We start from the raw sequence: 24,154 nt of genomic DNA, 5'->3' as shown, positions 1-24,154 counted from the left end.
CATCAGGCCCCGGCGGGCGCGCTGATTCTAGCCGCTGCCCGCGCGAACGCAGCCCCGCCTTGGCTTGTCCTGGCGGGCCGGTTGATCGGCCCTGCTCAGCCCATCGCCTGCGGGGTGTGCCCGGTCCAGCGCTTGAAGGCGCGGCGAAACTCGCGGCCGTCGCTGAAACCCAGTTCGGCAGCGATGTCGATGATGCGCTGCCGGTGCGGCTGGCTCAGCAGTTCGCGCGCGCGCTGCTCGCGCACCTGGTCGAGCAACTGGCGGAAGCTGATGCCGCTCTGCGCCAGCCGGCGCCGCAGGGTGCGCTCGGTGATATTGAGGCGCCCGGCGATCTCGCTCATCCCCGGTGGCGCCTGCAGCTGGGCGCTGAGCAGGCGGCCGACGACATGCGTCAGGTCGTCCTCCGGCAGTACCCGCGAGGCCTTGCGGCACAGCTCCTCGCCCAGACGCACGCCGAAGGGGTTGTGGGTCTTCAGTGGCCGCGCCAGCCAGTGCTGTTCGCCGATCAGACGGTTGTGTGCGCAATCGAAGCGCACCTCGCAGCCGAATGCCGCGCGGTAGGCCTCGGCATAGGCGGGTGCCGGGTAGCTGAACTCCATGCGCAGCGGCGTGAAGCGCTCGCCCAAGAGGTGCTGCACCAGGGTCAGGCTGCTGGTGAACAGCTCCTCGCAGAGAAACGGCAAGAGGTCGGGGTCGGGGAAGCGCGGCGTGGCGGAGACGATCACCGTCTGCTGCCGGCTGTCGGTATCGAGGGCGATGTCCATCAGGCTGCCGGAGACCTGGTGGTACTGCGCGGCCAGGCGCAGCGCGTCGCCGAGGTTGGCGCTGGCCATCATCGCGAAGGCGAGTACGCCGAAGAAGGCCGGGGTTTCCTGTCGGCCGATTTCCAGGCCGGCTTCCGGCACCTGCAGTGCCTGCAGGGCGCGGCGCAGTACCACCGAGGCCTGCCGGTAGGAGACGCGCAAGTCAGGATCGCTGAGCTGGCTGGCATCCAGTCCGGAGCCGGCAAACCAGCGCTCCGGCGAGAGGCTGCGCGATTCCGCGTAGGTGCAGACAGCGGCGAGCACCGCCGGTGGCACCACCGGGGCGGTGTAGCGGGTGTCGTGGGTCTTGGGGCAGGTGAGTAGGGTCATGTGCGGTTGTCCGTTTTCCCCCCCGCGCGATTCCTGATTGGCCCTTCTTCCATGTGGACCTTGTCGATCTACTAGCAACAACTTCGCCATTCCATTTGGTCTTGACAAACGCTTAACGGAGTCGCTGTCCATGACTGAAGTCAGCCGCAACGCCGTCACCCTGCCGGTCTGCATCGTCGGTGCCGGCCCCGGTGGGCTGAGCATAGCGCGCGCGCTCAAGCGCCTGGGCATTCCCTACGAGCAGTTCGAGCGCCACCGCGATGTCGGTGGCATCTGGGATCTCGACAACCCCGGCACCCCGATGTACCGCTCGGCGCATTTCATTTCCTCGCGCTCGCAATCCGGCTTCTATGACTACCCGATGCCGGCGTCGTATCCGGACTATCCGGGGAATAAACAGATTCTTGACTACGCGCGGCAATTCGCCCGCAGTTTCGATCTGTATGCGGCGATCCGCTTCAACACCGCGGTGGAAGACATCCGCCGTGACGGTGAGGTATGGAAAGTGCGGCTGGCGGGTGGCGAGACCCGCGACTACCGCGCCGTGGTCTGCGCCACCGGCACCAACTGGCATCCCTCGCTGCCGCGCCATCCGGGCGAGTTCAAGGGCGAGATCCGGCATTCGGTGAGCTATCGCGATCCGGAGGAATTCCGTGGCAAGCGGGTGCTGATCATCGGTGCTGGCAACTCCGGCTGCGACATCGCCTGCGATGCCGCCGCGAATGCTGACGCGGCTTTCATCAGCCTGCGTCGTGGCTATCACTTCCTGCCCAAGCACCTGTTTGGGATTCCGGTGGACGAATTCGGTGCACGCGGCCCGCAGATGCCGATGTGGCTGGAGCAGCGGGTGTTCGGCTGGCTGCTGCGCATGGTCAATGGCGATCTCACCCGCTTCGGTCTGCCCAAGCCCGACCACAAGCTGTTCGAGTCGCACCCCATCCTCAATTCGCAGTTGCTGCACTACCTCCAGCACGGCGACATCGCGGTGCGGCCGGATGTCGATCACTTCGAGGGTGAGGAGGTGGTGTTCAAGGGTGGTCAGCGCGAGCGCATCGACCTGGTGCTCTACGCCACCGGCTACGAGATGAAGATTCCCTACATGGACGAGTCCTACTTCGCCTGGGAAGGCGGTCGTCCGCAGCTCTATCTCAACGCCTTCAACCGTCGTCACCACAACCTGTTCGGGCTGGGTTATCTGGAGACCAACTCCAGCGCCTACACCCTGTTCGACCGCATCTCGCAGTTGATCGCCAACTACCTGCGTGACCAGCAGGAGCGGCCCTCCTCGGCGCTCGCTTTCGACGCACTGATCCACGGTGACCAACCGGATCTCTCCGGCGGCATCCACTTCGTCGGCTCGGCGCGCCATGCGGTCTACATCGAGATCGCCGCCTACAAGAAGTACATCGAGAAGCTGCGCCGCAGCATGGGCTGGCCGGAGCTGGTGCCGGGCTACTTCGATGGCATCCAGGTGGATCGTCAGGGGAAGGCGGCGTGAGCGCGCCTCTGGTCTGGCGGGATCGCGTCGCGCTGGTGACCGGCGCCGCCGGCGCCATCGGCAGCCGCATCTGCCTGGAACTCGATGCTGCCGGTCTGCGCCTGGTGCTGGTCGATCTCGATGCCGAGGCGCTGGCCGCGCTGGCGGCGAAGCTGTCGCGACCGGCGCTGTGCATCGCCGGTGATCTCTGTGATCGCGCACTGTTGCAGAGTCTGCCCGAGCGGGTGCTCAAGGAATGTGGTTCTTGCGATCTCCTGGTCAACAACGTCGGCATCGTGTCCACCACGCCGTTCGAACAGGCGGAGCTGGCGCAGATCGAGCGTGAGCTGAACATCAATCTGATGGTGCCGACGCTGCTCACCCGCCTGTTGCTGCCGCTGCTCAGCGCCTCTGGCCAGGGGCGCGTCATCACCATCGCCTCGATGGCGGCGATCATGCCGCTGGCCGAGAGCGCGGTGTACAGCGCCTCCAAGTTCGCATTGCGCGGACTGATGCTGAGTCTGGCGCTGCGCAAGCCGAAGACCGGTGTGCATTTCGCGCTGGTGAATCCCTCGTCGGTGGACACGCCGATGCTGCGCTACGAAGCGGTCAACGGCGGTTCGCCGCTGAACTTCCTGGGCGAGCCGATCGCGCCGGAGCGCGTCGCCGCCACAGTGCGCGCGCTATTGCAGGGCGAGGCGGTTGAACGCTGCGTGCCGGCCAGCGAAGGCTGGAGCGCCAAGCTCGCCCTGCTGTTCCCAAATCTTCTTCCGCGTCTCGTGCCTGGGTTCAACCGCAGTGGCGAGCGTGGCCGCGAGCGCTACATCGCGGCGCGGAAATTGCAACGCCCGGCGCGGCGCACTTGAGGCGCGCAGACGGCAGGTTCATGCGGCATCCCTGTTTCGTTTTTGGCATTCACATGGAGAGGTGGCAGTCGATGAAGAAGTTGAAACTGTTCGGCGCTGCGGCGCTGTCGGTGGCGGCGATGACGGTTCTGTCCTCGGCGCCGGTGCAGGCGCAGAGCGCCGGCAAGTCGCTGACTCCGGTTGGCGCGGAGAAGTCGGCCAACGCCGACGGCAGCATCCCGGCGTTCGCCGGCGGCGAGCTGAAGGCGCCGGCCGGCTGGAAGGCCGGGCAGCCCCGCCCCAATCCCTACGCCAGTGAAAAGCCGCTGGTGTCGATCACCAAGGCCAATGCCGCCCAGTACCAGGCCAATCTGACGCCGGGCCAGTTGGAACTGCTCAATACCCTGCCGGGCTACCGCCTCGACATCTATCCCACGCATCGCAGCTGCGGCTACCCGGACTTCGTCTACCAGCGCAGCGAGGAAAACCTGAAGACTGCAAAGATCGCAGCCAATGGCTACGAACTGGCGGCGGCGGCGCCGGCCGGCTTTCCCTTCCCGCAGCCGAACAGCGGTATCGAGGCGATCTGGAACTACAAGCTGCGCTGGCTGGGCGAAGGCCGCACCGAGCCCAACTACACCCTGCTCTCGCCCGGTCGCGGTGGCAGCGACTTCGTGAAGGTGCGCATCGAGTCGAGCATGCTCACGCCGTTCGGAAACCCCAAGGCGAAGACGCTGGCCGAGGCCGAGGGTGTCGAGTTCAAGTTCATCCAGGAAGTCACCGAGCCCGCCGCCCGTGTCGGTGAGATCACGCTCGGCATCTACTACCTCAACAAGACCAACGAGGGCTGGATCTACATGCCCGGCCAGCGCCGGGTGAAGCGGCTTTCCACCTACGCCTACGACGCGCCGCTGATGGGCCTGGAGAACACCTACTACGTCGATCAGGCCTGGATGTACAACGGCATGCTCGACCGCTACGACTACAAGCTGGTCGGCAAGAAGGAAATCTACGTTCCCTACAACACCTTCGAGCTGCGCAACGCCAAGCGCTTCACCGCCAAGACCCTGTTCGGCGCGCAGTACCCCAACCGCGACGCCTACCGCTACGAGAAGCACCGCGTGTGGGTGGTCGAGGCGACGGTCAAGGCTGGCCAGCGTCACGCCGCCGCCAAGCGCACCTTCTATCTCGACGAGGATAGCTGGACCATCCTGCTTGCCGATCTCTACGACTCGCAGGGCAAGATCGCCCGCGTCCAGGAGGGCTCGATCCTGCCGGCCTGGGAGCTGGGCGCCTGCGTCAACCAGGAGTTCTTCAGCTACGACCTCAACAGCGGCCGCTACTTCGGCGACGTGATGGTGTTCGGCGAGCCGGAAACCGATTGGCTGGCCGCCGCTCAGGGCCGGATCAAGAAGGACATGTTCACCGAGTCCTATTTGCAGCGCGCGGGCTCGCGCTAACTCCCGACCATCGAGGAAATCGCCATGGATGCTGGGCAACAGTCGCGCGCCAAGGAAGGCGCGCCGGTGGTGGGCATGCGCCTGCTGATCGCTTTCGCTGCGGCGCTCTGCGCCGCCTCGCCGGCACAGGCCTTCCGCTTCAAGGCGGCCGGCATCAACGGCTCCTTCGACAGCGTGCTGTCCTACGGCATGCAGGTACGCATGCAGGACCAGGACTGCCAGTTGATCGCGCTCGATGCCGGCGGCTGCGCCGCGCTCGGTGCCGAGCTGTCCGAGGCCTCGGCGGATGTCTATCTGATCAATGCCGACGACGGCGATCAGAACTACAAGAAGGGCGACGTGGTGTCGGCGGTGTTCAAGGGGCTGCACGAGCTTTATCTCAAGCAGCCGGACTGGGGCACCAGCCTGCTGGTGCGCTATTCCGAGCTCTACGACTTCAAGATCGACGACACCCGCCGCACCGAAATCACCGAGGAGGGCAAGAAGCTGGCGGTGCGCGACCACCGCCTGCTGGACGCCTGGATCGGCCAGGATTTCGACCTGTTCGAGCGCAACGGCCGCATCCGCGTCGGCAGCCAGGTGCTGACCTGGGGCGAGAGCATCTTCACCATCGGTGGCATCAACACCATCAATGCCATCGACCTGCGCCGCATGCACACGCCGGGCACCCAGCTCAAGGAGCTGTACCGGCCGGCGCCGATGGTCTCGCTGTCGCTGGACCTCACCGACACGCTGAGCATGGAGAGCTACTGGCAGTGGAAGTGGAACGAGTTCCAGCTCGACGCCGCCGGCACCTACTTCTCCACCGCCGACGTGGCGGGCGAGGGCGCTGACCGCGCGCTCTACATCCCCACCTCGCAGGTCAATGCCGGCATCGCCGCCATCCCGGGCGGCACCATCCTGCTCGGTCAGGCGCCTTCCGGCACGCTCGGCGACCCCGGCGCCACCGGCCTCAGCCGCGAGCAGTTGCTGAACCCCGACTACGTCATCCCGCGTCTGGCCGACGGTCTCAACCGACCCGAGTTCCTGGTCCGGCTGGGCTATGGCAATGCCGGCTCCGCGCTGCCCTACCTCGGCACCTCCGAGGGCAAGGACAGCGGTCAGTGGGGCCTCTCCTTCCGCTACCGGCCGGAGTGGTTCTCGGGTTCCTTCGGCCTCTATTACATCGAGTTCAACGAGAAGATTCCCTTCGTCAGTTTCAAGGTCACCGACGCGGCGGCCACCAGCAATCCGGTCTCTGCCGGCTTCAAGCTGGAGTACCCCGATGGCCGCCGCATGATCGGTGGCTCGGTATCGACCACGGTCGGATCCTGGGGCATCGGCAGCGAACTGGCCTACCAGCCCAAGCAGGCGGTGATGATCGACACCTCGGTGCCCAGCGGCAACATCGCCAGCAGCGCGCCCTATGCCTGCGTCAACGGCGGTGGCGAGGCCGAAGGCAAGTACTGCAAGGGCTGGGTCGACGAGGAGAAGTACCAGTTCGCGGTCAACGGCCTGCAGGTGATGTCGCCGGCCGATGGCATCGGCCAGTACATCCTGAGGGCTACTGGCGCTTCCGAGGGCATGATCCTGCTGGAAGTCTCCGGCACCTATTACCCGGGCCTGGACGTGCACGGCGGCATTCCCTGGTCGATGCCCTCCTACTCGCTGCCCGACCCATTCTCCTGGGGCTACACGCTGTCCAGCAATGTCGCCTATCCGAACGTGTTCGGTCTGGGTTGGACGGTGATGCCGCAGCTCGACCTCGCGCAGGGCGTGCAGGGCAGCTCACCCAATGCCCTGCCCTGGGTCGCGAACACGGTGGCCGCCACCACCTCGCTCAACTTCGTGCGCCGTGGCAACCAGTTCGCCGCCTCGCTCGGCTATACCAAGTACAGCGGTGGCGGCAACGTCAATCTGGTGCGTGACCGCGACTTCCTCTCCTTCGCCGTGACCTATTCGTTCTGATGCACGCCTCCCTGTCGCCCCGCGCCGAGCCACGCGCATGAACCGTTTCGTGTCCTTGCTGGAGCGCGCGCTGTTCGGCCATCGCGCCCTGGTGTTGTTCGCCTCTGCGCTGCTGACGCTGGCGATGGCCTACGCCGCCAGCGGTCTGAAGATCTCCGCCGGCTTCGAGAAGATGCTGCCCGAGCGCCACGAGTACGTGGAGACTTTCGAGCAGTACCGCAACGAGCTGTTCGACGCCAACCGCGTGGTGATCGTGGTGCGGGCGCGGCAGGGCTCGATCTGGACCGAGGCGAATCTCAAGACCCTGTTGCAGGTGAGCGACGCCGTCACCTATCTCGACGGCGTCAACCGTGGCAGCGTGATGTCGCTGTGGACGCCGAACGTGTTCTACAACGAGATCACCGAGGACGGCTTCCTCTCCGAGCAGCTGATCAGCGGCACGATCACTCCGGATTCGCTCACCCCCGAGGTCATCGAGCAGATCAAGCACCGGGTGGTGGTGTCCGGCTATTCCGGCCTGCTGGTGTCGAAGGACGAGGCCGGCGCGGTGATCGTCGCCGAGCTGAACGAGGTCGATCCGCGCAGCGGCGAGCCGCTGGACTACATCGCCTTCGCGCACGCGCTGGATGAGAAGATCCGCGCGCCGTTCGAGAACGACCAGGTCGAGGTGCAGATCATCGGCTTCTCGAAGGTGGTCGGCGACATCGCCGACGGCGCCAGCGGCGTGCTGCTGTTCTGCGCCATCGCCCTGGTGCTGACCGCGCTGGCGGTGTACTGGTACTGCCGGTCCTGGAAGCTCACCCTGCTGCCGGTGGTGTGCTCGCTGCTGTCGCTGATCTGGCAGTTCGGCAGCCTGCGCATCCTCGGCTACGGGCTCGACCCGCTGGCGGTGCTGGTGCCCTTCCTGGTGTTCGCCATCGGCGTCTCGCACGGCGTGCAGCAGATCAACTTCATCGTCCGCCAGTTGGCCGCCGGCGACGACAGCCTCGCCGCCGCCAAGGCCAGCTTCAGCGGCCTGTTGATTCCCGGCTCGCTGGCGCTCGCCACTGCGCTGATCAGCTTCGGGACCATGATGCTGGTGCCGATCCCGATGATCCGCGAGCTGGCGCTCACCGCCTCCATCGGCGTCGGCTACAAGATCATCACCAATCTCATCCTGCTGCCGGTGGCGGCCTCCTACTTCCGCCTGCCGCCGGGCTACGCGGAGCGGGCGCTGGCGCAGCGCGAACGGCGCTCGCTGTGGATGAAGGAAGTGGCGCGGGTGGCCAAGCCGCGCAATGCCGCGCTGATGACGGTGGCGACGCTGCTGCTGTTCGTCGTCGCCGTGCTGCTGAGCCAGGGCCGCCATGTCGGCAGCCTGCAACCGGGCGCCTCAGAGCTGCGGCCCGATGCCCGCTACAACCTCGATTCGGTGTCGGTGGCGCAGAGCTTCGACATTGGCCTGGACTGGCTCACGGTGGTGGTCGAGGCGCCGGCCGATTCCTGCGAAGACGTCGAGCTGTTCCGCGCCTTCGACCAGTTCGGCTGGGAGATGAGCCGCGTGCCCGGCGTGGTCTCGGTGGAGTCGGCGGCGACGCTGACCAAGCTCTACAACGCCGGTTTCAACGAGGGCCAGCCGAAGATGGCGGCGATCCCGCGCGACGGCCAGTCGCTGGGCTACACCCTGCACCAGTTGCAGCAGAGCCGTGGCATCCGCAACGCCGATTGCAGCGTGCTGGCGCTCAACCTCTATCTCGCCGATCACAAGGCCACCACCATCAAGGGCCTGGTCGCGGCGGTGAAGCAGTACCGCGAGGCGCATCCGCTGCCGGGCGTGAAGATCCGCCTGGCCAGCGGCAACGCCGGCATCGAGGCCGCCACCAACGAGGTGCTGGAGGAGAGCGAGCTGCCGATGATGCTCTACGTCTACGCCGCCATCCTGCTGCTGGTGTTCCTCGCCTACCGCGACTGGCGGGCGATGATCGCCTGCTGCCTGCCGCTGACGGTGGCGACCTTCATCGGCTACGCCTTCATGAAGTACAACGACATCGGCCTGACCATCGCCACCCTGCCGGTGATGGTGCTGGCGGTGGGCGTGGGGGTGGACTACGCCTTCTACATCTACAACCGCCTGCAATGGCATCTGGCGCAAGGGCTCGACATCGTCGCCGCCTTCGAGCAGGCCTTGCAGGAGACCGGCGTGGCGACGGTGTTCACCGCGCTGACCCTGTCGGTGGGTGTGGCCACCTGGTCGTTCTCGGCGCTCAAGTTCCAGGCCGACATGGGCAAGCTGCTCACCTTCATGTTCATGGTCAACATGCTGATGGCGATCACCGCCCTGCCGGCCTTCGCGGTGGTGCTGGAGCGCCTGTTCCCAAGAACCAAGCCGGTGCGGGTGCCCGGCCTGATGCATCACTGAGGGCACCGCGATGAACTCCTTCCATCCCTGTGCCCTGGCCGCCGCGCTGCTGTTGCCGCTGGCCGCCGCCGCCATTCCGCCGCCCGCGCAGCCGCCCGCTGCGGTGGCTGTCGCCCGCCCCGAGCAGGCGCCGCTGCTGGCGGCGACCCGCGCCGGTGAGCGCATCGTCGCGGTCGGCGATCACGGCGTGATCCTGCTTTCCGACGACGAGGGTCAGAGCTTCCGCCAGGCCAGGTCGGTGCCGACCCAGGTGCTGCTCACCGCGCTCAGCTTCGTCGATGCCAAACAGGGCTGGGCCGCCGGCCACGATGGCAGCGTGCTCGCCACCAGCGACGGCGGCGAAACCTGGCGTCTGCAACGCACCGACACCCAGGGCGACAAGCCCTTGTTCGCCATCCACTTCGAGGATGCCCGTCATGGCCTCGCGGTCGGCCTGTTCGGCACGGCCATCCGCACCGAGGACGGCGGCGCCAGCTGGCAGCCGCTGGTGATCGCCACCGGCGAGCGCCCGGACCGGCATCTGTTCACGCTGTTCGGCGGTCGCGGCCGGCCGCTGTTCGTCGGCGCCGAGTCCGGCGTGCTGTTCCGCTCCACCGACGGCGGCCGTGTCTGGCAGGAAATCCAGACCGCCAACACCGGTTCGTTCTGGGCCGGCACCGCGCTGGAAGCGCAGGCCTGGCTGGTGGCCGGTCTGCGCGGCCACGTCTACCAGAGCCTGGACGATGGCCTGAGCTGGAGCGCGCTCGACAGCGGCACCCAGCAGTCGCTGACCGCCGTGGCGCGGCTCGGCGACGGCCGCCTGCTGCTGGCCGGACTGGGCGGCACCCTGCTGGCCCGGGCGCCCGGCACGACTGGCTTCGCCCCGGTCGCGCGGGCCGACCGCGCTGGCCTCGCCGCCATCGTCGAAACCAGCGGCGGCCCCCTGCTGCTCGGAGGCAGCGGCGTGGCGCGCTGAGCTTCGCGCCGCCGTAGCGAAGGAATCGCAGTACCGGGGCACAGGATCGCTCCGGGCGGATCGGGTACGGCCAAGGGAGCAGGCACATGGGCGGCGGCAAGGTTTTGGCGGTGGCGGTGATCGCTGTCTGGTTGACGGCCTGCGGCCAGCGCGGCGAGCCGCCGGCTTCCATCGCGGGCGCGGGCGACCGGCTGGCCTTTGATCGCCTGCCCGAGGCCCGCCAGATCGGGCAGCGGGTCAAGCTGGTGGACACACCGGCCGGCGCGGTCGCCGACCGGGTGTTCGTCGATGGACTGGGCCGCGAGGCCTATTTCCGGGGCTACAACGTCTCCGGCAGCGTCAAGCACGCCAGCAAGGGTTTTCTGCCCTTTCTCGATCAGGACGACGCCCGTTTCGGGCTCGATCTCCTGGCGCGCAACACCGGCAGCAACCTGGTGCGCTACACCCTGTCCTGGGAGGGCGTGCAGCCACGGCCGGGGGCGGAGGGCATCGACTACGCCTATCTGGAAAAGCTCACCGCGCAGATTCGCGAAGCGGCACGCAACCGCCTGTACGTCTTCCTCGATTACCACTGGGACATCTATACCCGCCATCTCTATGCGCCGGATTCCACCTACGCCGGCAACGGCGCGCCAGCCTGGGTGACGCCGCCGTCGATCTACGGCCAGGCGAACTGCTTCGACGTGATGATCCCGGTGCCGGACCTGGTGCTGCTGCTGGATGGCTTCGGCCTGCCGCTGTTCGAGCTGGAGGCCTTGCTCGGCCTGCCGGTGCACGAGCTGCTGCTGACCCTGGTGCCGGACATCGCCGGCCTGCTGCCGCTGCCCTTCCCGCTGCCGTTCTGCTTCAGTTGGAGCCAGTACCTGCTCAGCAGCCAGAGCATCCGCCTGGCCTACTACGACTTCTGGCGCAACGCCGAGGTGCCCACCGAGATCGGCACCGTGCGGGTGCAGGACGAGTTCCTGCGCCAGTTGGCCGCCACCGCCGGCTATCTGCGCAGCCACTTGAGCGCCGAGGAATTCGACTACGTGCTCGGCCTGCAACCCTTCAACGAGCCTTATTTCGGCGACGGCCACAGCGGCCAGGCGGCGCGCTTCGACAACGACTACCTCTGGCCCTTCTATCGCCGGGTGAAGGCGGTGCTCGAAGCCCAGGGCTGGGGCGACAAGCCGGTGTACGCCGAGCCGCAGGTGACCTGGGACACCAATGCCGGCATCACCCCGGCCACCGGCGGTGGCTATCTGGAGGGTGAGCGCCCCGGCGCGGCCTATGTGTTCACGCCGCATTTCTACGATGCCGGCCGCTTTGGGGTGAACCTCACCGCCATCGACAACGGCGCCTACCTGCCCAACCTCGACCGCATCCGTGCCGAGACCCGCTTTCTCGACACGCCGGTGGTGCTCGGCGAGTTCGGCGCGCCGCTGTACCGCGCCGTCGGCGGCGGTGTGACCCAGCTCGACACCGTGCGCAGCATCAAGTCGGTGTACCAGGCGCTGGAGCTGTCCGACGCCAGTCAGGCGGAGAAGAGCCGCTACGCGGATCTCTACACGGCGCCGATCTCGGCGACGCAATGGCAGTGGGACATCTATTCCGGCCAGCATGCCGAGCCGCGCAATGGCACCAATCCCGACGACATCCTGAGCGAGGCCGACGCCTGGAACGGCGAGGACTTCTCGGTGATCGGCAGCCGCCACCGCTTCGCCGAGGCGCCGGCCCCGGATGCCGGCGCGGCCGACATCGACAGCCTGGTGCAGTACCACCTCGATCCCCTGGTGGTGGAGCGCGCCTATCCGCGCCGGGTGCAGGGCGAGATGATGAGCTTCCACTACAACGACGGCTCGCCGGATCAGTCCGGCGAGCGCACCGACTGGGTGGAGCTGCGGCCGACGCCGGGCGGCAGTGCCTACTTCTCCCAGAACAAATGGCTGCTGGCGATATGGCGCGGGCGCCGGTCCGAAGCCCCCACCGAGCTCTACCTGCCGCGCCACCTGGCGCCGGAACATCTGGTGGTGCTCACCGAACGCCAGCTCTCGGTCGGCGGGCTCCGGCCCGGTGCCAGTCCCAGTGGCGCGGCCAACGAGCTGCTGCTGACCGCCGATCCCGAGCGGGTCGCCGGTGCCGGCCGGCGGCTGCTGGTCTGGGACAGCCCGGATGCCGACGAGACCGCCGACAGTCTCCATTTCGCCCTGGTGCTGGATAGCGCCGGCACGCCGCCCCAGCCGGCCACGCTGGCGGCCTTGCAGCAGGCGCTGATCGCGCGGCTGTCGCAGCGGCAGAGCCCGTTCTACTTCGCCGGCAAGATGACGCAGGCCTCGAGCTATCCCTCGGAGTAGTCCAGTCGCCGCTGGCGGCGGGGGGGCACGGTAGAAAAAAGCCGGGTCTGCCCGCATCATCCGCCGCCATGAAACTCGCCTTCACCAAGATGCACGGCTGCGGCAATGACTTCGTGGTCATCGACGCCACCGCCGCGCCGTTCCGTCCCGATGCCGCCCTGCTGCACCGGCTCACCGACCGCCGCTTCGGCGTCGGCTGCGACCAGGTGCTGGTGGTGCAGGCGCCGAGCAGCCCGGATGTGGACTTCGACTACCGCATCTTCAATGCCGACGGCAGCGAGGTCGGCCAGTGCGGCAACGGCTCGCGGGCGCTGGCGGTGTTCATCCGCGACCGTGGCCTGAGCGACCAGACCGAGCTGAAGGTGCAGACCCGCAGCGCGCGCATGCGCCTGGCCTTGCAGGCCGACGGTCAGGTGACGGTCGATATGGGCGCGCCGCGCTTCGCGCCCGCCGAGGTGCCGCTGACGCTGCCCGAGGCCGAGCTGTACGCGCTGGAGCTGGCCGGCTTCGGGCGCGTCGAGTTCGGCGCCGTGAGCATGGGCAATCCGCACGCGGTGATCCTGGTGCCGGATTGCGCCAGCGCGCCGGTCGAGGCGCTCGGCCGCGCCGTGCAGGCGCGAGCGGATGTGTTCCCGGAGGGCGTCAACGTCGGCTTCCTCCAGGTGCAGGATCGCGGCCACGGCCGGCTGCGCGTCTACGAGCGCGGCAGCGGCGAGACCCTGGCCTGCGGCAGCGGCGCCTGCGCCGCGCATGTGGTGGCGCGCCGGCGCGGCCTGTTCGACGAGCGCTCGCGGCTAGAATTGACCGGCGGCGCCCTGGAGCTGCACTGGACTGGCGTCGGCCAGAGCGTGCACATGACCGGGCCGGCCGTCACCGTATTCACTGGGGAACTGGAATGGCCGAACTAGACGCGGTCGCCGAGCCGGCCGCGCCGGTGCTGGACGAGAAGCAGGTGGTGGCCTACCTCAAGAGCCGGCCGGAATTCCTGCTGCGGCATCCCGAACTGCTGGAACATCTGGAAGTGGTGCACGCCACCGGTTCGGCGGTGTCGCTGATCGAGCGCCAGGTGGATCTGCTGCGCGGCAAGAACCTGAAGCTGGAAGACCGTCTCGCGCGGCTGCTGGAAACCGCCGCCGACAACGAGAAACGCGCCGCCAATGTCCACAAGCTGGCGCGCACCCTGATCCGTGCGCCCTCGCTGGCGGCGGTGGTCGCCGGCCTGCGCAGCTGCATGAAGGAGGACTTCGGCGTTGACGAGGTCACCATCGGCGTCAACGCCAACGTCTACAAGCGCCACGACATCGAAGGCTTCGTGCCGCTGGAACCGGACAGCGCCCTGGTACGCGCGTTCGAGAACTTCATCCGCACCCGGCTGATCGAGTGCGGCCCCTTGGACGCTGAGCGCGCCAAACGGCTGTTTCCCAAGGCCGAGCAGCCGATCCTGTCGGCGGCCATCGTGCCGCTGGAAAAGGAGAAGAACCTCGGCCTGGTCGCCCTGGGTTCGCGCGAGGCGGAGCGCTTCCAGCCGCGCCAAGGGAAACTCTTTCTGGAAATGACCGCCGAACTGGTCGCCGCCGCCCTACGTGCGCGATTGGGGTGAGCCGGATCAGGCGAACTGCCTTGAATGGCAGTTCGCCCCGGCGAACGCCCGGCCAAGGATGGCCGGGCAGGGGGTGGGAAGGATGCTGGGGTTGCGCCGGGGACGGCCTACTGCAAGTTCCCGGCAGTTCGCCCCGGCGACGATTTCGCCGGAGCGAAATCGAGTGAGCGCAGCGAACCCGTAGGGCAGGCCCCAGGAAGGGGCCTGCAACGCCCGGCCAGGGATGGCCGGGCAGGGGGTGGAAGAATGCTGTCGTCGCGCCAGGGATGGCCTACTGCTTGGTTTTGAAGCTTGCCCGAGGCCAAGCCGCGCGCTGACGGTGGCATGCTCTCCCCATGCCCCAACCCCTAGCCACCGAACTCGCTACCAGCGTTAACGCCTACCTGGAATACCTCCAGGTGGTGCGCCGGACGCCGGCCAGCAGCCTGGCCGGTCGCCGCCAGGACTTGCAGCGCTTTCTGGAGTTCGCCCGAGAGCGCGGCCTGGAGCGGGTCGAGCAGATCGACGTGCACTCGGTGCGCGCCTACGTCGCCCGCCGCAGTCGCTTGGGTCTGGCGCCAGTGAGCGTGCGTCGCGAGCTGTCCAGCCTGCGCAGCTTCCTGCAGGCCCAGTGCCGCAACGGCCTGCTGCTGGCGAATCCGGCCGCCGAGGTGCGCTCGCCCAAAGTGGCGCGGCGCCTGCCCTCGGCCTTCGAGGCCGAACCTCTGAACGTGGCGCTGGATCAGGAGCCCGACGGCGCCCTGGAGGCCCGCGACCGGGCGATGGCCGAGTTGCTGTATTCCTGCGGACTGCGTCTGGGCGAGCTGCAGCCTTTGCAGTTGGGCCAGTTCGACGCCGGCTTGAGCGAGTTGCGGGTCACCGGCAAGGGCGGCAAGACCCGGGTGCTGCCGGTCGGCGCCCAGGCGCGGGCGGCCTTGGCCGCCTGGCTGGCGCTGCGCCCGGGCGGGCAGGGCGCCGGTGCAGCCCTGTTCCCGGGGCGGGATGGCGAGCCGCTGTCGCGCAGCGCCATTGCCGGTCGGCTCAAGCTCTGGGCGCGACGTGCCGGTCTGGCCGGGCGGGTCCATCCGCATCGTTTTCGCCACGCCTTCGCCAGCCATCTGCTGGAAGGCAGTGGCGACCTGCGCGCCGTCCAGGAGCTGCTGGGCCACGCCAACCTGGCGACCACCCAAATCTACACCCACCTCGATTTCGACCGTCTGGCCAGGGTTTACGACCAGGCGCACCCGCGCGCCCGGAGCAAGTCCGGGCCGAAATAATGTTGCAGGGCAACATCGCGACGGTGATAAAATTCCCAATTGAGGTTTCGTTAACGACCTTTCCTCCGTTGTATCTCCATTGTTTTGTCATTCAACCCGCTGTCTCCCTGGGAGTTTCATAAATGAACAATCTGCTCAAGATCGCCCTGCTGGCCGCCCCTATCGCTCTCGCCGCGTGCAAGAAGGAAGAGGCTGCTGCTCCGGTGGAAGCCCCGGCCGCCGCTCCGGTCGTCGAAGCTGCTCCGGCCGCGACCGAAGCTGCCCCGGCTGAAGCCGCTCCGGCCGCTGCCGACGCTGCTGCTGCCGCCGCCACCGACGCCGCCGCTGCTCCGGCTGCCGCCGAAGCCGCCCCGGCTGCTGCCCCGGCCGAAGAGCCCAAGAAGTAAGTCCCTGCGCGGCTTGCCGCGCACACTGCTTCTCCCGGTTCGCCGGGAACAAAGAGCACCGCAAGGTGCTCTTTGTGTTTCCGGAGGCCTGTCGTCGCGCTGCGGCCGACCCGGTTGAAAAGCCGCCCCCACCCCCAATCTTTGCCGGCATCCATCCCGTGGGCGACTCGCCCGGAGCAGGTTCATGCAGCAATTCGACGGCACCACCATCCTCGCTGTGCGCCGCAATGGCACGGTGGTCATCGGTGGCGATGGTCAGGTTTCCATGGGCAACACCATGGTCAAGGGCAACGCCCGCAAGGTGCGGCGCCTCTACAACGGGCAGGTGATTGCGGGTTTCGCCGGCGGCACCGCCGACGCCTTCACGCTGTTCGAGCGCTTCGAGGGCAAGCTGGAAAAGCACGGCGGCCAACTGGTGCGCGCCGCCGTGGAGATGGCCAAGGACTGGCGCACCGACCGCTACCTGCGCAAGCTCGAAGCGCTACTGCTGGTCGCCGACAAGGAGGCGACGCTGATGATCTCCGGCAACGGTGACGTGATGGAGCCGGAGGCGCACGGGGTGCTGGCGATCGGTTCCGGCGGCAGCTTTGCCACCGCCGCCGCCCGCGCCCTGGTCGAGCACTCTGAACTTGGCGCCCGCGAGATTGTCGAGAAGGCGCTGCACATCGCCGCCGACATCTGCATCTACACCAATCACAACCTCACCATTGAGACCATCGATGCCTGATAACGGGAGTCCTGTGAACGAAACCCAGCCGTCCTCGGCGACATTGATGACGCCGCGCGAGATCGTGCAGGCCCTGGACCAGCACATCGTCGGCCAGGCCGCCGCCAAGCGGGCGGTGTCCATCGCCCTGCGCAATCGCTGGCGCCGGCAGCAGACGCCGGCCGGCATGCGCGCCGAGATCACCCCGAAGAACATCCTGATGATCGGCCCCACCGGGGTCGGCAAGACCGAGATCGCGCGCCGCCTGGCCAAGCTCGCCAATGCGCCGTTCGTGAAGGTGGAGGCGACCAAGTTCACCGAGGTGGGCTACGTCGGCAAGGATGTCGATACCATCGTCCGCGATCTGGTCGACGTCGCGGTCAAGCAGACCCGCGAGCAGGCCGCGCGCCGGGTGCGCGACAAGGCCGAGGCTGCCGCCGAGGAGCGCGTGCTCGACGCCCTGCTGCCGCCGCCCAAGGACTTCGGCGAGGCCAGCGAGTCGCGCCAGCAGGAGAACAGCGCCGCCCGCCAGGTGTTCCGCAAGCGCCTGCGCGAGGGCAAGCTGGACGACACCGAGATCGAGATCAAGCTCAATGCCGCCGCGCCCAACGTGCAGTTGATGGGGCCGCCGGGCATGGAGGAAATGACCCAGCAGTTGCAGTCCATGTTCGCCGGCATGGGCCAGGGCAAGACTCGCAGCAAGAAGATGAAGATCGCCGAGGCCATGAAGCAGCTCACCGACGAGGAAGCCGGCAAGCTGGTGGACGAGGAGGCGATCAAGACCGAGGCGCTGCACAACGTCGAGGAGAACGGCATTGTCTTCATCGACGAGATCGACAAGGTCGCCAAGCGTGGCGAGTACGCCGGCGCCGATGTCTCCCGCGAAGGCGTGCAGCGCGACCTGCTGCCGCTGATCGAGGGCTCGACGGTGAGCACCAAGTACGGCTCGGTGAAGACCGACCACGTGCTGTTCATCTGCTCGGGCGCGTTTCATCTGTCCAAGCCTTCCGACCTGATTCCCGAGTTGCAGGGCCGCCTGCCGATCCGTGTCGAGCTGGAGGCGCTCAAGGTCGAGGACTTCGTGCGCATCCTCACCGAGCCCAACTACTCGCTCACCGAGCAGTACCGGGCGCTGCTGGCCACCGAGGGCGTGAACGTCGAGTTCAGCCCCGAGGGCGTGCGCCGGCTGGCCGAGGTCGCCTTCCAGGTCAACGAGCGCACCGAGAACATTGGCGCCCGTCGCCTGCACACGGTGATGGAACGGCTCATGGAGGAGCTGGCTTTCGAGGCTCCCGACCGCGCCGGCAGCAGCCTCACGGTGGACGCCGCCTATGTCGATGGCAAGTTGGGCAAGCTGGCCGCCGACGAAGATCTTTCTCGCTACATTCTTTGAGACTGTCATGCACGCACCGACTCCCGCCGGCATCAAGCTGCACCGCGCCGATCAGACCCTGGAACTGCGCTACGCCACCGGTCGCCAGTTCATGCTCTCGGCGGAGTATCTGCGGGTGTTCTCGCCCAGCGCCGAGGTGCGTGGTCACGGCCTGGAAGAGCCGGTGCTGGTGCCCGGCAAGCGCGCGGTGGGCATTCAGGAGATCGTGCCGGTAGGGCAGTATGCGGTGCGCCTGGTATTCGACGACGGGCACGACAGCGGCCTGTACTCCTGGGACGTGCTCTGGGAGCTGGGCCGCGAGCAGGAAAAGAACTGGGCGCGCTACCAGCAGCGCCTGGCCGAGCACGGCATGAGCCGTGACCGCGATCTGGTCAAGCTCGCCGCCCTGCCCAAGAAGTTCACTCCGCCCAAGGTTCAACGCGCCTGAGCGCGCGGGCCGGTTCCGGCGGCGCGGATTTCAGTTGATGCCGCGCCCCCTGCGGCGTAAGGTGCGCGCACATGAAAATCGTCATTCTCGGTGCCGGGCAGGTCGGTTCCACGCTCGCTGAAAACCTGGCTCGCGAGTCCAACGACATCACCGTGGTCGACCGCGACGCCAGCATGCTGGCGGCCCTGCAGGAGCGGGTCGATCTGCGCACGGTGCAGGGGCATGCCTCGCATCCCGACGTGCTGCGCCGCGCCGGCGGCGACGACGCCGACATGCTGATCGCGGTCACCGACGCCGACGAAACCAATCTGCTCGCCTGCAAGATCGCCCACACCCTGTTCCGCACCCCGACCAAGATCGCCCGGGTGCGCAGCGCCGACTACCTGCGCGACTCCGGCACCCTGTTCGCCCAGGACGCGCTGGCGGTGGACATGTGCATCAGCCCCGAGCAGCTGGTCACCGACTACATCCGCCGGCTGATCGAGTACCCCGGTGCCCTGCAGGTGGTGGACTTCGCCGACGGTCGCCTGCGGCTGGTCGGCGTGCGCGCCTACTACGGCGGTCCGCTGGTGTCGCGCCAGCTCAAGGAGTTGCCGCAGCACCTGCCCAAGGGCGTCGAGGCGCGGGTGGCGGCCATCTACCGTCGCGGCCGCGCCATCCTGCCGGAGGGCGACACCATCATCGAGGCGGAGGACGAGGTGTTCTTCCTCGCCGCCGCCGAGCACATCCCGAAGATCATCGCCGAGCTGCGCCGCCACGATAAGCCGGTGAAGCGGGTGATGATCGCCGGCGGCGGCAACATCGGCCTGCGCCTGGCGCGGGCGCTGCAGGACCATGTGCAGGTCAAGCTGATCGAGAAGGACAAGGTCCGCGCCAACGCGCTGGCCGCCGAGCTGGATCACGTGGTGGTGCTGCACGGCGATGCCGCCAACGAGTCGCTGCTGCTGGAAGAGAACATCGACGACGTCGATGTCTTCTGCGCCATCACCAACGACGACGAAGCCAATGTGCTGGCGGCGATGCTGGCCAAGCGCCTGGGGGCCGGCAAGGCGCTGTCGCTGATCAATCGCCTGGCCTATGTCGATCTGGTGGAGGAGAACTCCGCCGTCGACATCGCCATCTCGCCGCAGCAGTCCACCATCAGTGCCCTGCTGGCACACGTGCGCCGTGGCGACGTGGTCAAGGTCTACACCCTGCGCCGTGGCGCCGCCGAGGCGATCGAGGCGGTGGCGCACGGCGAGCGCAGCAGCAGCAAGGTGGTGGGGCGGCGCATCGACGAGATCAAGATGCCGGTGGGCGCCACCATCGGTGCCATCGTCCGTGGCGAGCAGGTGATCATCGTCCACCACGACACCGTGATCGAGGCGGAGGATCACGTGATCCTGTTCATCGTCGACAAGAAGAAGACCCGCGAGGTCGAGAAGCTGTTCCAGGTCAGCTTCGGCTTCCTGTAGGCAGCGCGCGGCGCGGCCTGGCGCTTTAGTCCTTCCAGAAGCTGGGCGTCAGCACCACGAACAGGGTGAATACTTCCAGGCGCCCGAGCAGCATGGCGAAGGTGCAGACCCAGGTCTGGAAGTCGTTGAGCACGCCGTAGTTGCCCGCCGGGCCGACCAGGCTTAAGCCAGGGCCGGCGTTGTTGACGCTGGCCACGACCGCCGAGAAGGCGGTGAGCAGGTCCAGGCCGGTGGCGAGCATGATCAGGGTCAGCACCAGCACGCTCATCAGGTAGAGGTGGGCGTAGCCGAGCACCGACATCACCACCTTGGGCGGAATCACTTTGCCGCCGATCTTCAGCACCGCGATGCTGTTCGGGTGCATCAGGCTGAACATCTCGCGGCCGCTCTGCTTGAACAGGATCAGCACGCGGATCATCTTCATGCCGCCGCCGGTGGAGCCGGAGCTGGCGCCGACGCAGGACATCAGCAGCATCACCAGCGGCACGAACAGCGGCCAGGTGTTGTAGTCGACGCTGGCGAAGCCGCTGGAGGTGGCCAGCGACACCAGATTGAAGCTGACGTGACGCAGGCTGGTCCAGAAACTCTCGTACTGGCCATGCAGCCAGAGAAAGGCGCTGAGCAGCAGGGCGACGATCAAGAACAGCGGCAGGATCGCCTTGGCCTCGGCGTCTTCCCAGTAATAGCGCAGGCGGGCGTGGCGCCAGGCCAGGAAATGGGTGGCGAAGTTCAGCGTCGCCAGCAGCATGAAGAAGATCGCGATGCCCTCGATCAGCGGTGAGTCGAAGTAGCCGAAGCTCGCATCGTGGGTGGAGAAGCCGCCCAGCGACAGGGCCGCGAAGGCGTGGCAGATGGCGTCCAGCCAGTTCATGCCGGCGAACCGGAAGCAGATCGCGCACAGCGCGGTGAGGGCGATGTAGATCGTCCACAGCGACTTCGCGGTCTGGGTGATGCGCGGAGTCAGCTTGTCGTCCTTCATCGGCCCCGGCGTCTCGGCCTTGTAGAGCTGCATGCCGCCGACGCCCAGCAAGGGCAGGATCGCCACCGCCAGCACGATGATGCCCATGCCGCCCAGCCAGGTCAGCTCATGGCGCCAGAGGTTGGTGGAGGGCGGCAGCCGGTCGAGACCGGTCAGCGTGGTCGAACCGGTGGTGGTGAGGCCGGAGATGGTCTCGAACATGGCGTCGGTGAACGACAGGCCGTCGATGGTGATCATCAGCGGAATGGTCGCGCTGAGACCCATCAGCACCCAGGACAGGGTGACCAGCAGGAAGCCCTCGCGCGGCTTGATGTCGCGCTTGGCATGGCGGGTCAGGAACCAGAGCGCGCCGCCCAGCACCAGGTTGATGACCATCGCCGCCACGAAGTCCCAGTGCTCGCCGTCGGCAGTGATCAGCGAGCAGGCGATGGGCAGGGTGTAGGTGAGGCTGAACAGCATCAACAGCAGGCCCAGCACGCGGGCCACCGGCAGGATTCCGCGCACTGCGGCGCTGTTGTTGTTGTGCATGGAGTGCAGTTTACGCCGGAGCTAAGGGACTGACGCCGGACGGGATTTTCGTCACCGCAGGCGGGTGTATATTGAACGCCCATTCAGCGGGCGGCCAGTCCGTTGCCGCTGGCCACGAGGAGTAAAGACCCATGACCGCCGCCGTTCTGAACCTGCCCGAGACCAACACCCTGGACGCCGAAGTGCGTCGGGTGTTCGAGAAGCAATTCGACACCGCCATCCGCCTGCGCCGCTCCACGGCCGAGGAGCGCATCGCCAAGATCAAGAAGCTGAAGGCGGCGGTGCTCGCCCACAGCACGGCCTTGCAGGAGGCGATGTACAAGGACTTCAAGAAGCCGGCCGTCGAGGTCGATCTCACCGAGATTCTGCCGGTGGTGGCCGAAGCCAACGACGCCATCCGCAAGACCAAGAAGTGGATGAAGCCGAGCGGCGTCTGGCCGACCATGATGATGGGCGGCACCAAGGCCTATGTGCAGTACGAGCCGCGCGGCCGCTGCCTGATCGTCGCGCCCTGGAACTACCCGGTGAACCTTTGCTTCGTGCCGCTGGTGAGCGCCATCGCCGCCGGCAACACCGCCATCCTCAAGCCCAGCGAGATGACCCCGCACACCAGCGCGGTGATGGTGAAGATCGTCAAGGAAACCTTCACCGAGGACGAGGTGGCGATCTTCGAGGGCGATGTCGCGGTCTCCACCGCCCTGCTGGCGCTGCCCTTCGACCACATCTTCTTCACCGGCTCGCCGGCGGTCGGCAAGGTGGTGATGGCGGCGGCCGCCAAGCACCTCACCAGCGTCACCCTGGAACTGGGCGGCAAGTCGCCGACCATCGTCGACGAAACCGCCGACCTCGATCTCGCCGCCAAGAACATCCTCTGGGGCAAGTTCACCAACTGCGGCCAGACCTGCGTCGCCCCCGATCACATCTTCGTCCACGAGTCGGTCAAGGCTGCCTTCATCGAAAAGGCGACGGCGGTCCTGAAGAGTTCCTACGGCGACAGCGATGCCGCCCAGGCCCGCTCGGACAGCCTGACCCACGTGGTCAACCAGCGGCACACCCAGCGCGTCGCCGGCCTGCTGGAAGACGCCAAGAGCCGGGGCGCCAAGGTGCTCAGCGGCGGTGGCGTCAACGTCGCCGACCAGTGGGTGGCGCCGACCCTGATCACCGACATTCCGGCCGAGGCCAAGATCATGTCGGAAGAGATCTTTGGCCCGCTGCTGCCGATCATCGGCTACACCAGCCTGCAGAAGGTCATTGACGAGATCAACGCCAACCCCAAGCCGCTGGCGCTCTACGTCTGGAGCCGCAACGAGGCCAACATCCAGAAGGTGATGAAGGAGACCACCGCCGGCGGTTCCTGCATCAACCACACGGTGGTGCACTACCTGCACGGCAACCTGCCGTTCGGCGGCGTCAACAACTCCGGCATCGGTAGCGCCCACGGCCTCTATGGCTTCAAGGCCTTCAGCCACGAGCGGGCGGTGGTGCGTACCCAGTTCATGATGGCGCGCATGTTCTTCCCGCCGTACAGCGGCTTCATGAAGAAGGTCGTGCCCTGGTTGATGAAGCTGGTCTGAGCGCCTTCGCTCGGTACCAAAAAGCCCCGCCGCCAGCGGGGCTTTTTCGTGGTGCGCAGTCGCGTGCGCTCAGTGCCGCAGTTGCGCCTCCGCCGGCACCTCGCCGGCGCGCTTGAGCGCCCACTCGGTGCTGATCGGCCCCACGGTTTCCAGCACCGCCACCGCTCCCAGCACGATGGCCGACAACGGCGCGGCGAACTCCGGGTAGAGCGTTTCCGTGGACTGCACCAGGCCGATGGCCATGCCGGCCATCGGCACCAGGGTCAGTCCGGTGGTGGCGCTGGGCAAGGTCGCCAGGCCGTGGCCGCGCAGCACCAGGAAGCAGGCGAGCCACTTGGCGGCGGCGCGCGCGAGCACGAAGGCGAGCACCGGCAAGATCGCCTGGGAAAGGTGGTCGAGATGCAGGTTGGCGCCGGCGAACACGAACAGGATCAGGAAGAACAGCTCACCGCCCCGGCCGAACTGCACCGAGCGCAGGTGCTCGGGGCTGTCGATGTTGCGAGCGGCCAGGCCGAGGGTCAGCAGCACCAGCAGCGGGGAGACCGGCAGGCTCTTGGCCAGGCCCAGCGAGATCAGCACCATGGCCACCACCAGCACGAAGGCATCACCGCCTTCCGGCGGCAGCAGCCAGCGGCTGAGTCGCACCAGGACGAAGGCCAGGCCGGTGCCCACCAGCACCGAGCCGGCGAGTTGCAGCAGCGGGCCGCTGAGGCTGGTCAGCCAGCCGGCCTGCTGTTCGAGATGCACAAACGGCAGGATCGCGGTGTAGAGCAGGAAGGCGGCGACATTGTTGAAGGCGACCAGACGCATCGACAGCTCGGTCACCACGCCGCTGGCCTTGAGCTCGCGCGCCACCATCAGCAGCACCGCCGGCGAGGACGACACCGCGACGGCGGCGGCCAGCGCCGCATGCAGCGGCTCGACCTTGAGGCCACGCAGGGCGGCGAACACGCCGGCGAAGGTGAGCAGGCACTCAAGCAGAGCGGTCAGCCAGGTGCGGCGCTCGCTGAAGAAGGCGCGCACGTCCAGCAGCAGGCCGAGCTGGAACAGGATCAGGCCCAGGGCGATATCGACGAACACCCGCGCCTCGCCGAGCATCGTCGGGCTGACCAGGCCGAGCACGCTGGGGCCGGCGAGAAAGCCGACGAAGATCATGCCGGTGATTCCCGGCAGGCGACCGCTGCGGTTGGCCAGCGCGGCGCCGATCAGGCCGAGCAGGAGCAGGGCACCGAACAGCAGCAGGGTGTTGGGCACGGCGACGGGCGTGGACATGGCGGTTTGCGGCTGTACGTGTTGTTGGAGA

The 24,154-nt window shown here is 67.3% G+C and carries 19 protein-coding genes; 16 read left to right on the top strand and 3 right to left on the bottom strand.

The annotated features are described in order from the left end of the window. Window positions 1-95: 95 nt before the first annotated feature. On the bottom strand, window positions 96-1,133 hold the full coding sequence (locus tag ED208_RS00465; protein WP_158608376.1) for an AraC family transcriptional regulator: 1,038 nt from the start codon (window positions 1,131-1,133) through the stop codon (window positions 96-98). A gap of 130 nt (window positions 1,134-1,263) precedes the next feature. Between ED208_RS00465 and ED208_RS00460 the strand changes: the two genes are divergently transcribed. From ED208_RS00460 to trkA, 15 genes are all read left to right on the top strand, one after another. Next, window positions 1,264-2,631, top strand: a complete 1,368-nt coding sequence (locus ED208_RS00460; protein WP_123209898.1) for a flavin-containing monooxygenase — start codon at window positions 1,264-1,266, stop codon at window positions 2,629-2,631. Beyond that, entirely contained in the window at window positions 2,628-3,476 is an 849-nt protein-coding gene (locus ED208_RS00455; RefSeq protein ID WP_158608375.1) for an SDR family NAD(P)-dependent oxidoreductase, read from the top strand. The genes ED208_RS00460 and ED208_RS00455 overlap by 4 nt, the downstream gene beginning before the upstream one ends. A gap of 71 nt (window positions 3,477-3,547) precedes the next feature. After that, on the top strand, window positions 3,548-4,915 hold the full coding sequence (locus ED208_RS00450; protein WP_233574727.1) for a DUF1329 domain-containing protein: 1,368 nt from the start codon (window positions 3,548-3,550) through the stop codon (window positions 4,913-4,915). Between the two features lie 24 nt (window positions 4,916-4,939). Beyond that, window positions 4,940-6,862: a DUF1302 domain-containing protein gene (locus tag ED208_RS00445; RefSeq protein ID WP_123209896.1), complete on the top strand. Its 1,923-nt coding sequence runs from the start codon at window positions 4,940-4,942 to the stop codon at window positions 6,860-6,862. 37 nt (window positions 6,863-6,899) lie between these two features. Further along, window positions 6,900-9,260 (top strand): efflux RND transporter permease subunit, encoded by a 2,361-nt coding sequence (locus ED208_RS00440; protein ID WP_123209895.1) that lies wholly within the window; start codon window positions 6,900-6,902, stop codon window positions 9,258-9,260. Window positions 9,261-9,270: 10 nt separating this feature from the next. Then, window positions 9,271-10,215: a WD40/YVTN/BNR-like repeat-containing protein gene (locus tag ED208_RS00435; RefSeq protein ID WP_123209894.1), complete on the top strand. Its 945-nt coding sequence runs from the start codon at window positions 9,271-9,273 to the stop codon at window positions 10,213-10,215. 86 nt (window positions 10,216-10,301) lie between these two features. After that, window positions 10,302-12,548, top strand: a complete 2,247-nt coding sequence (locus ED208_RS00430) for a glycoside hydrolase family 5 protein (RefSeq protein ID WP_123209893.1) — start codon at window positions 10,302-10,304, stop codon at window positions 12,546-12,548. Window positions 12,549-12,616: 68 nt separating this feature from the next. Continuing rightward, window positions 12,617-13,456 (top strand): diaminopimelate epimerase, encoded by an 840-nt coding sequence (gene dapF, locus ED208_RS00425; protein ID WP_123209892.1) that lies wholly within the window; start codon window positions 12,617-12,619, stop codon window positions 13,454-13,456. After that, window positions 13,444-14,148 carry a DUF484 family protein gene (locus ED208_RS00420; protein WP_123209891.1) on the top strand — a complete coding sequence of 235 codons (705 nt, stop codon included), beginning with the start codon at window positions 13,444-13,446 and terminating at the stop codon, window positions 14,146-14,148. The genes dapF and ED208_RS00420 overlap by 13 nt, the downstream gene beginning before the upstream one ends. 335 nt (window positions 14,149-14,483) lie before the next feature. Continuing rightward, window positions 14,484-15,404 (top strand): tyrosine recombinase XerC, encoded by a 921-nt coding sequence (locus ED208_RS00415; RefSeq protein WP_123209890.1) that lies wholly within the window; start codon window positions 14,484-14,486, stop codon window positions 15,402-15,404. A gap of 122 nt (window positions 15,405-15,526) precedes the next feature. After that, window positions 15,527-15,790 (top strand): hypothetical protein, encoded by a 264-nt coding sequence (locus tag ED208_RS00410; protein ID WP_123209889.1) that lies wholly within the window; start codon window positions 15,527-15,529, stop codon window positions 15,788-15,790. A gap of 184 nt (window positions 15,791-15,974) precedes the next feature. Continuing rightward, window positions 15,975-16,517, top strand: a complete 543-nt coding sequence (gene hslV, locus ED208_RS00405) for an ATP-dependent protease subunit HslV (protein WP_123209888.1) — start codon at window positions 15,975-15,977, stop codon at window positions 16,515-16,517. A gap of 46 nt (window positions 16,518-16,563) precedes the next feature. Further along, window positions 16,564-17,889, top strand: a complete 1,326-nt coding sequence (gene hslU, locus ED208_RS00400; protein WP_123209887.1) for an ATP-dependent protease ATPase subunit HslU — start codon at window positions 16,564-16,566, stop codon at window positions 17,887-17,889. Between the two features lie 7 nt (window positions 17,890-17,896). Further along, window positions 17,897-18,316: a gamma-butyrobetaine hydroxylase family protein gene (locus ED208_RS00395; protein ID WP_123209886.1), complete on the top strand. Its 420-nt coding sequence runs from the start codon at window positions 17,897-17,899 to the stop codon at window positions 18,314-18,316. Between the two features lie 71 nt (window positions 18,317-18,387). Then, window positions 18,388-19,770, top strand: a complete 1,383-nt coding sequence (gene trkA, locus ED208_RS00390; protein ID WP_123209885.1) for a Trk system potassium transporter TrkA — start codon at window positions 18,388-18,390, stop codon at window positions 19,768-19,770. Between the two features lie 25 nt (window positions 19,771-19,795). On the opposite strand, the gene ED208_RS00385 is transcribed toward trkA, so the two are convergent. Next, the gene (locus tag ED208_RS00385; protein ID WP_199720462.1) at window positions 19,796-21,277 is read right to left on the bottom strand and encodes a TrkH family potassium uptake protein; all 1,482 of its coding nucleotides are present in this window, start codon (window positions 21,275-21,277) and stop codon (window positions 19,796-19,798) included. 131 nt (window positions 21,278-21,408) lie between these two features. On the opposite strand from ED208_RS00385, the gene ED208_RS00380 reads away from it, so the two are divergent. Continuing rightward, on the top strand, window positions 21,409-22,851 hold the full coding sequence (locus ED208_RS00380; RefSeq protein WP_123209884.1) for an aldehyde dehydrogenase family protein: 1,443 nt from the start codon (window positions 21,409-21,411) through the stop codon (window positions 22,849-22,851). Window positions 22,852-22,920: 69 nt separating this feature from the next. On the opposite strand, the gene ED208_RS00375 is transcribed toward ED208_RS00380, so the two are convergent. After that, window positions 22,921-24,123, bottom strand: coding sequence for a cation:proton antiporter (locus ED208_RS00375; RefSeq protein WP_123209883.1), 1,203 nt, complete (start codon window positions 24,121-24,123; stop codon window positions 22,921-22,923). Between the last annotated feature and the right edge of the window lie 31 nt (window positions 24,124-24,154).

The sequence above is a fragment of the Stagnimonas aquatica genome, from assembly GCF_003730135.1.
GTDB lineage: Bacteria > Pseudomonadota > Gammaproteobacteria > Nevskiales > Nevskiaceae > Stagnimonas > Stagnimonas aquatica.
This window is presented reverse-complemented; position numbering and strand designations above follow the sequence as displayed.

Bases quoted from the DNA above. Each gene is read 5' to 3' on its own strand.
- ED208_RS00465 (WP_158608376.1), bottom strand. From the start codon at position 1,133: ATGACCCTACTCACCTGCCCCAAGACCCACGACACCCGCTACACCGCC.
- ED208_RS00460 (WP_123209898.1), top strand. From the start codon at position 1,264: ATGACTGAAGTCAGCCGCAACGCCGTCACCCTGCCGGTCTGCATCGTC.
- ED208_RS00450 (WP_233574727.1), top strand. From the start codon at position 3,548: ATGAAGAAGTTGAAACTGTTCGGCGCTGCGGCGCTGTCGGTGGCGGCG.
- ED208_RS00445 (WP_123209896.1), top strand. From the start codon at position 4,940: ATGGATGCTGGGCAACAGTCGCGCGCCAAGGAAGGCGCGCCGGTGGTG.
- ED208_RS00440 (WP_123209895.1), top strand. From the start codon at position 6,900: ATGAACCGTTTCGTGTCCTTGCTGGAGCGCGCGCTGTTCGGCCATCGC.
- ED208_RS00435 (WP_123209894.1), top strand. From the start codon at position 9,271: ATGAACTCCTTCCATCCCTGTGCCCTGGCCGCCGCGCTGCTGTTGCCG.
- ED208_RS00430 (WP_123209893.1), top strand. From the start codon at position 10,302: ATGGGCGGCGGCAAGGTTTTGGCGGTGGCGGTGATCGCTGTCTGGTTG.
- dapF (WP_123209892.1), top strand. From the start codon at position 12,617: ATGAAACTCGCCTTCACCAAGATGCACGGCTGCGGCAATGACTTCGTG.
- ED208_RS00420 (WP_123209891.1), top strand. From the start codon at position 13,444: ATGGCCGAACTAGACGCGGTCGCCGAGCCGGCCGCGCCGGTGCTGGAC.
- ED208_RS00415 (WP_123209890.1), top strand. From the start codon at position 14,484: ATGCCCCAACCCCTAGCCACCGAACTCGCTACCAGCGTTAACGCCTAC.
- ED208_RS00410 (WP_123209889.1), top strand. From the start codon at position 15,527: ATGAACAATCTGCTCAAGATCGCCCTGCTGGCCGCCCCTATCGCTCTC.
- hslV (WP_123209888.1), top strand. From the start codon at position 15,975: ATGCAGCAATTCGACGGCACCACCATCCTCGCTGTGCGCCGCAATGGC.
- hslU (WP_123209887.1), top strand. From the start codon at position 16,564: ATGACGCCGCGCGAGATCGTGCAGGCCCTGGACCAGCACATCGTCGGC.
- ED208_RS00395 (WP_123209886.1), top strand. From the start codon at position 17,897: ATGCACGCACCGACTCCCGCCGGCATCAAGCTGCACCGCGCCGATCAG.
- trkA (WP_123209885.1), top strand. From the start codon at position 18,388: ATGAAAATCGTCATTCTCGGTGCCGGGCAGGTCGGTTCCACGCTCGCT.
- ED208_RS00385 (WP_199720462.1), bottom strand. From the start codon at position 21,277: ATGCACAACAACAACAGCGCCGCAGTGCGCGGAATCCTGCCGGTGGCC.
- ED208_RS00380 (WP_123209884.1), top strand. From the start codon at position 21,409: ATGACCGCCGCCGTTCTGAACCTGCCCGAGACCAACACCCTGGACGCC.
- ED208_RS00375 (WP_123209883.1), bottom strand. From the start codon at position 24,123: ATGTCCACGCCCGTCGCCGTGCCCAACACCCTGCTGCTGTTCGGTGCC.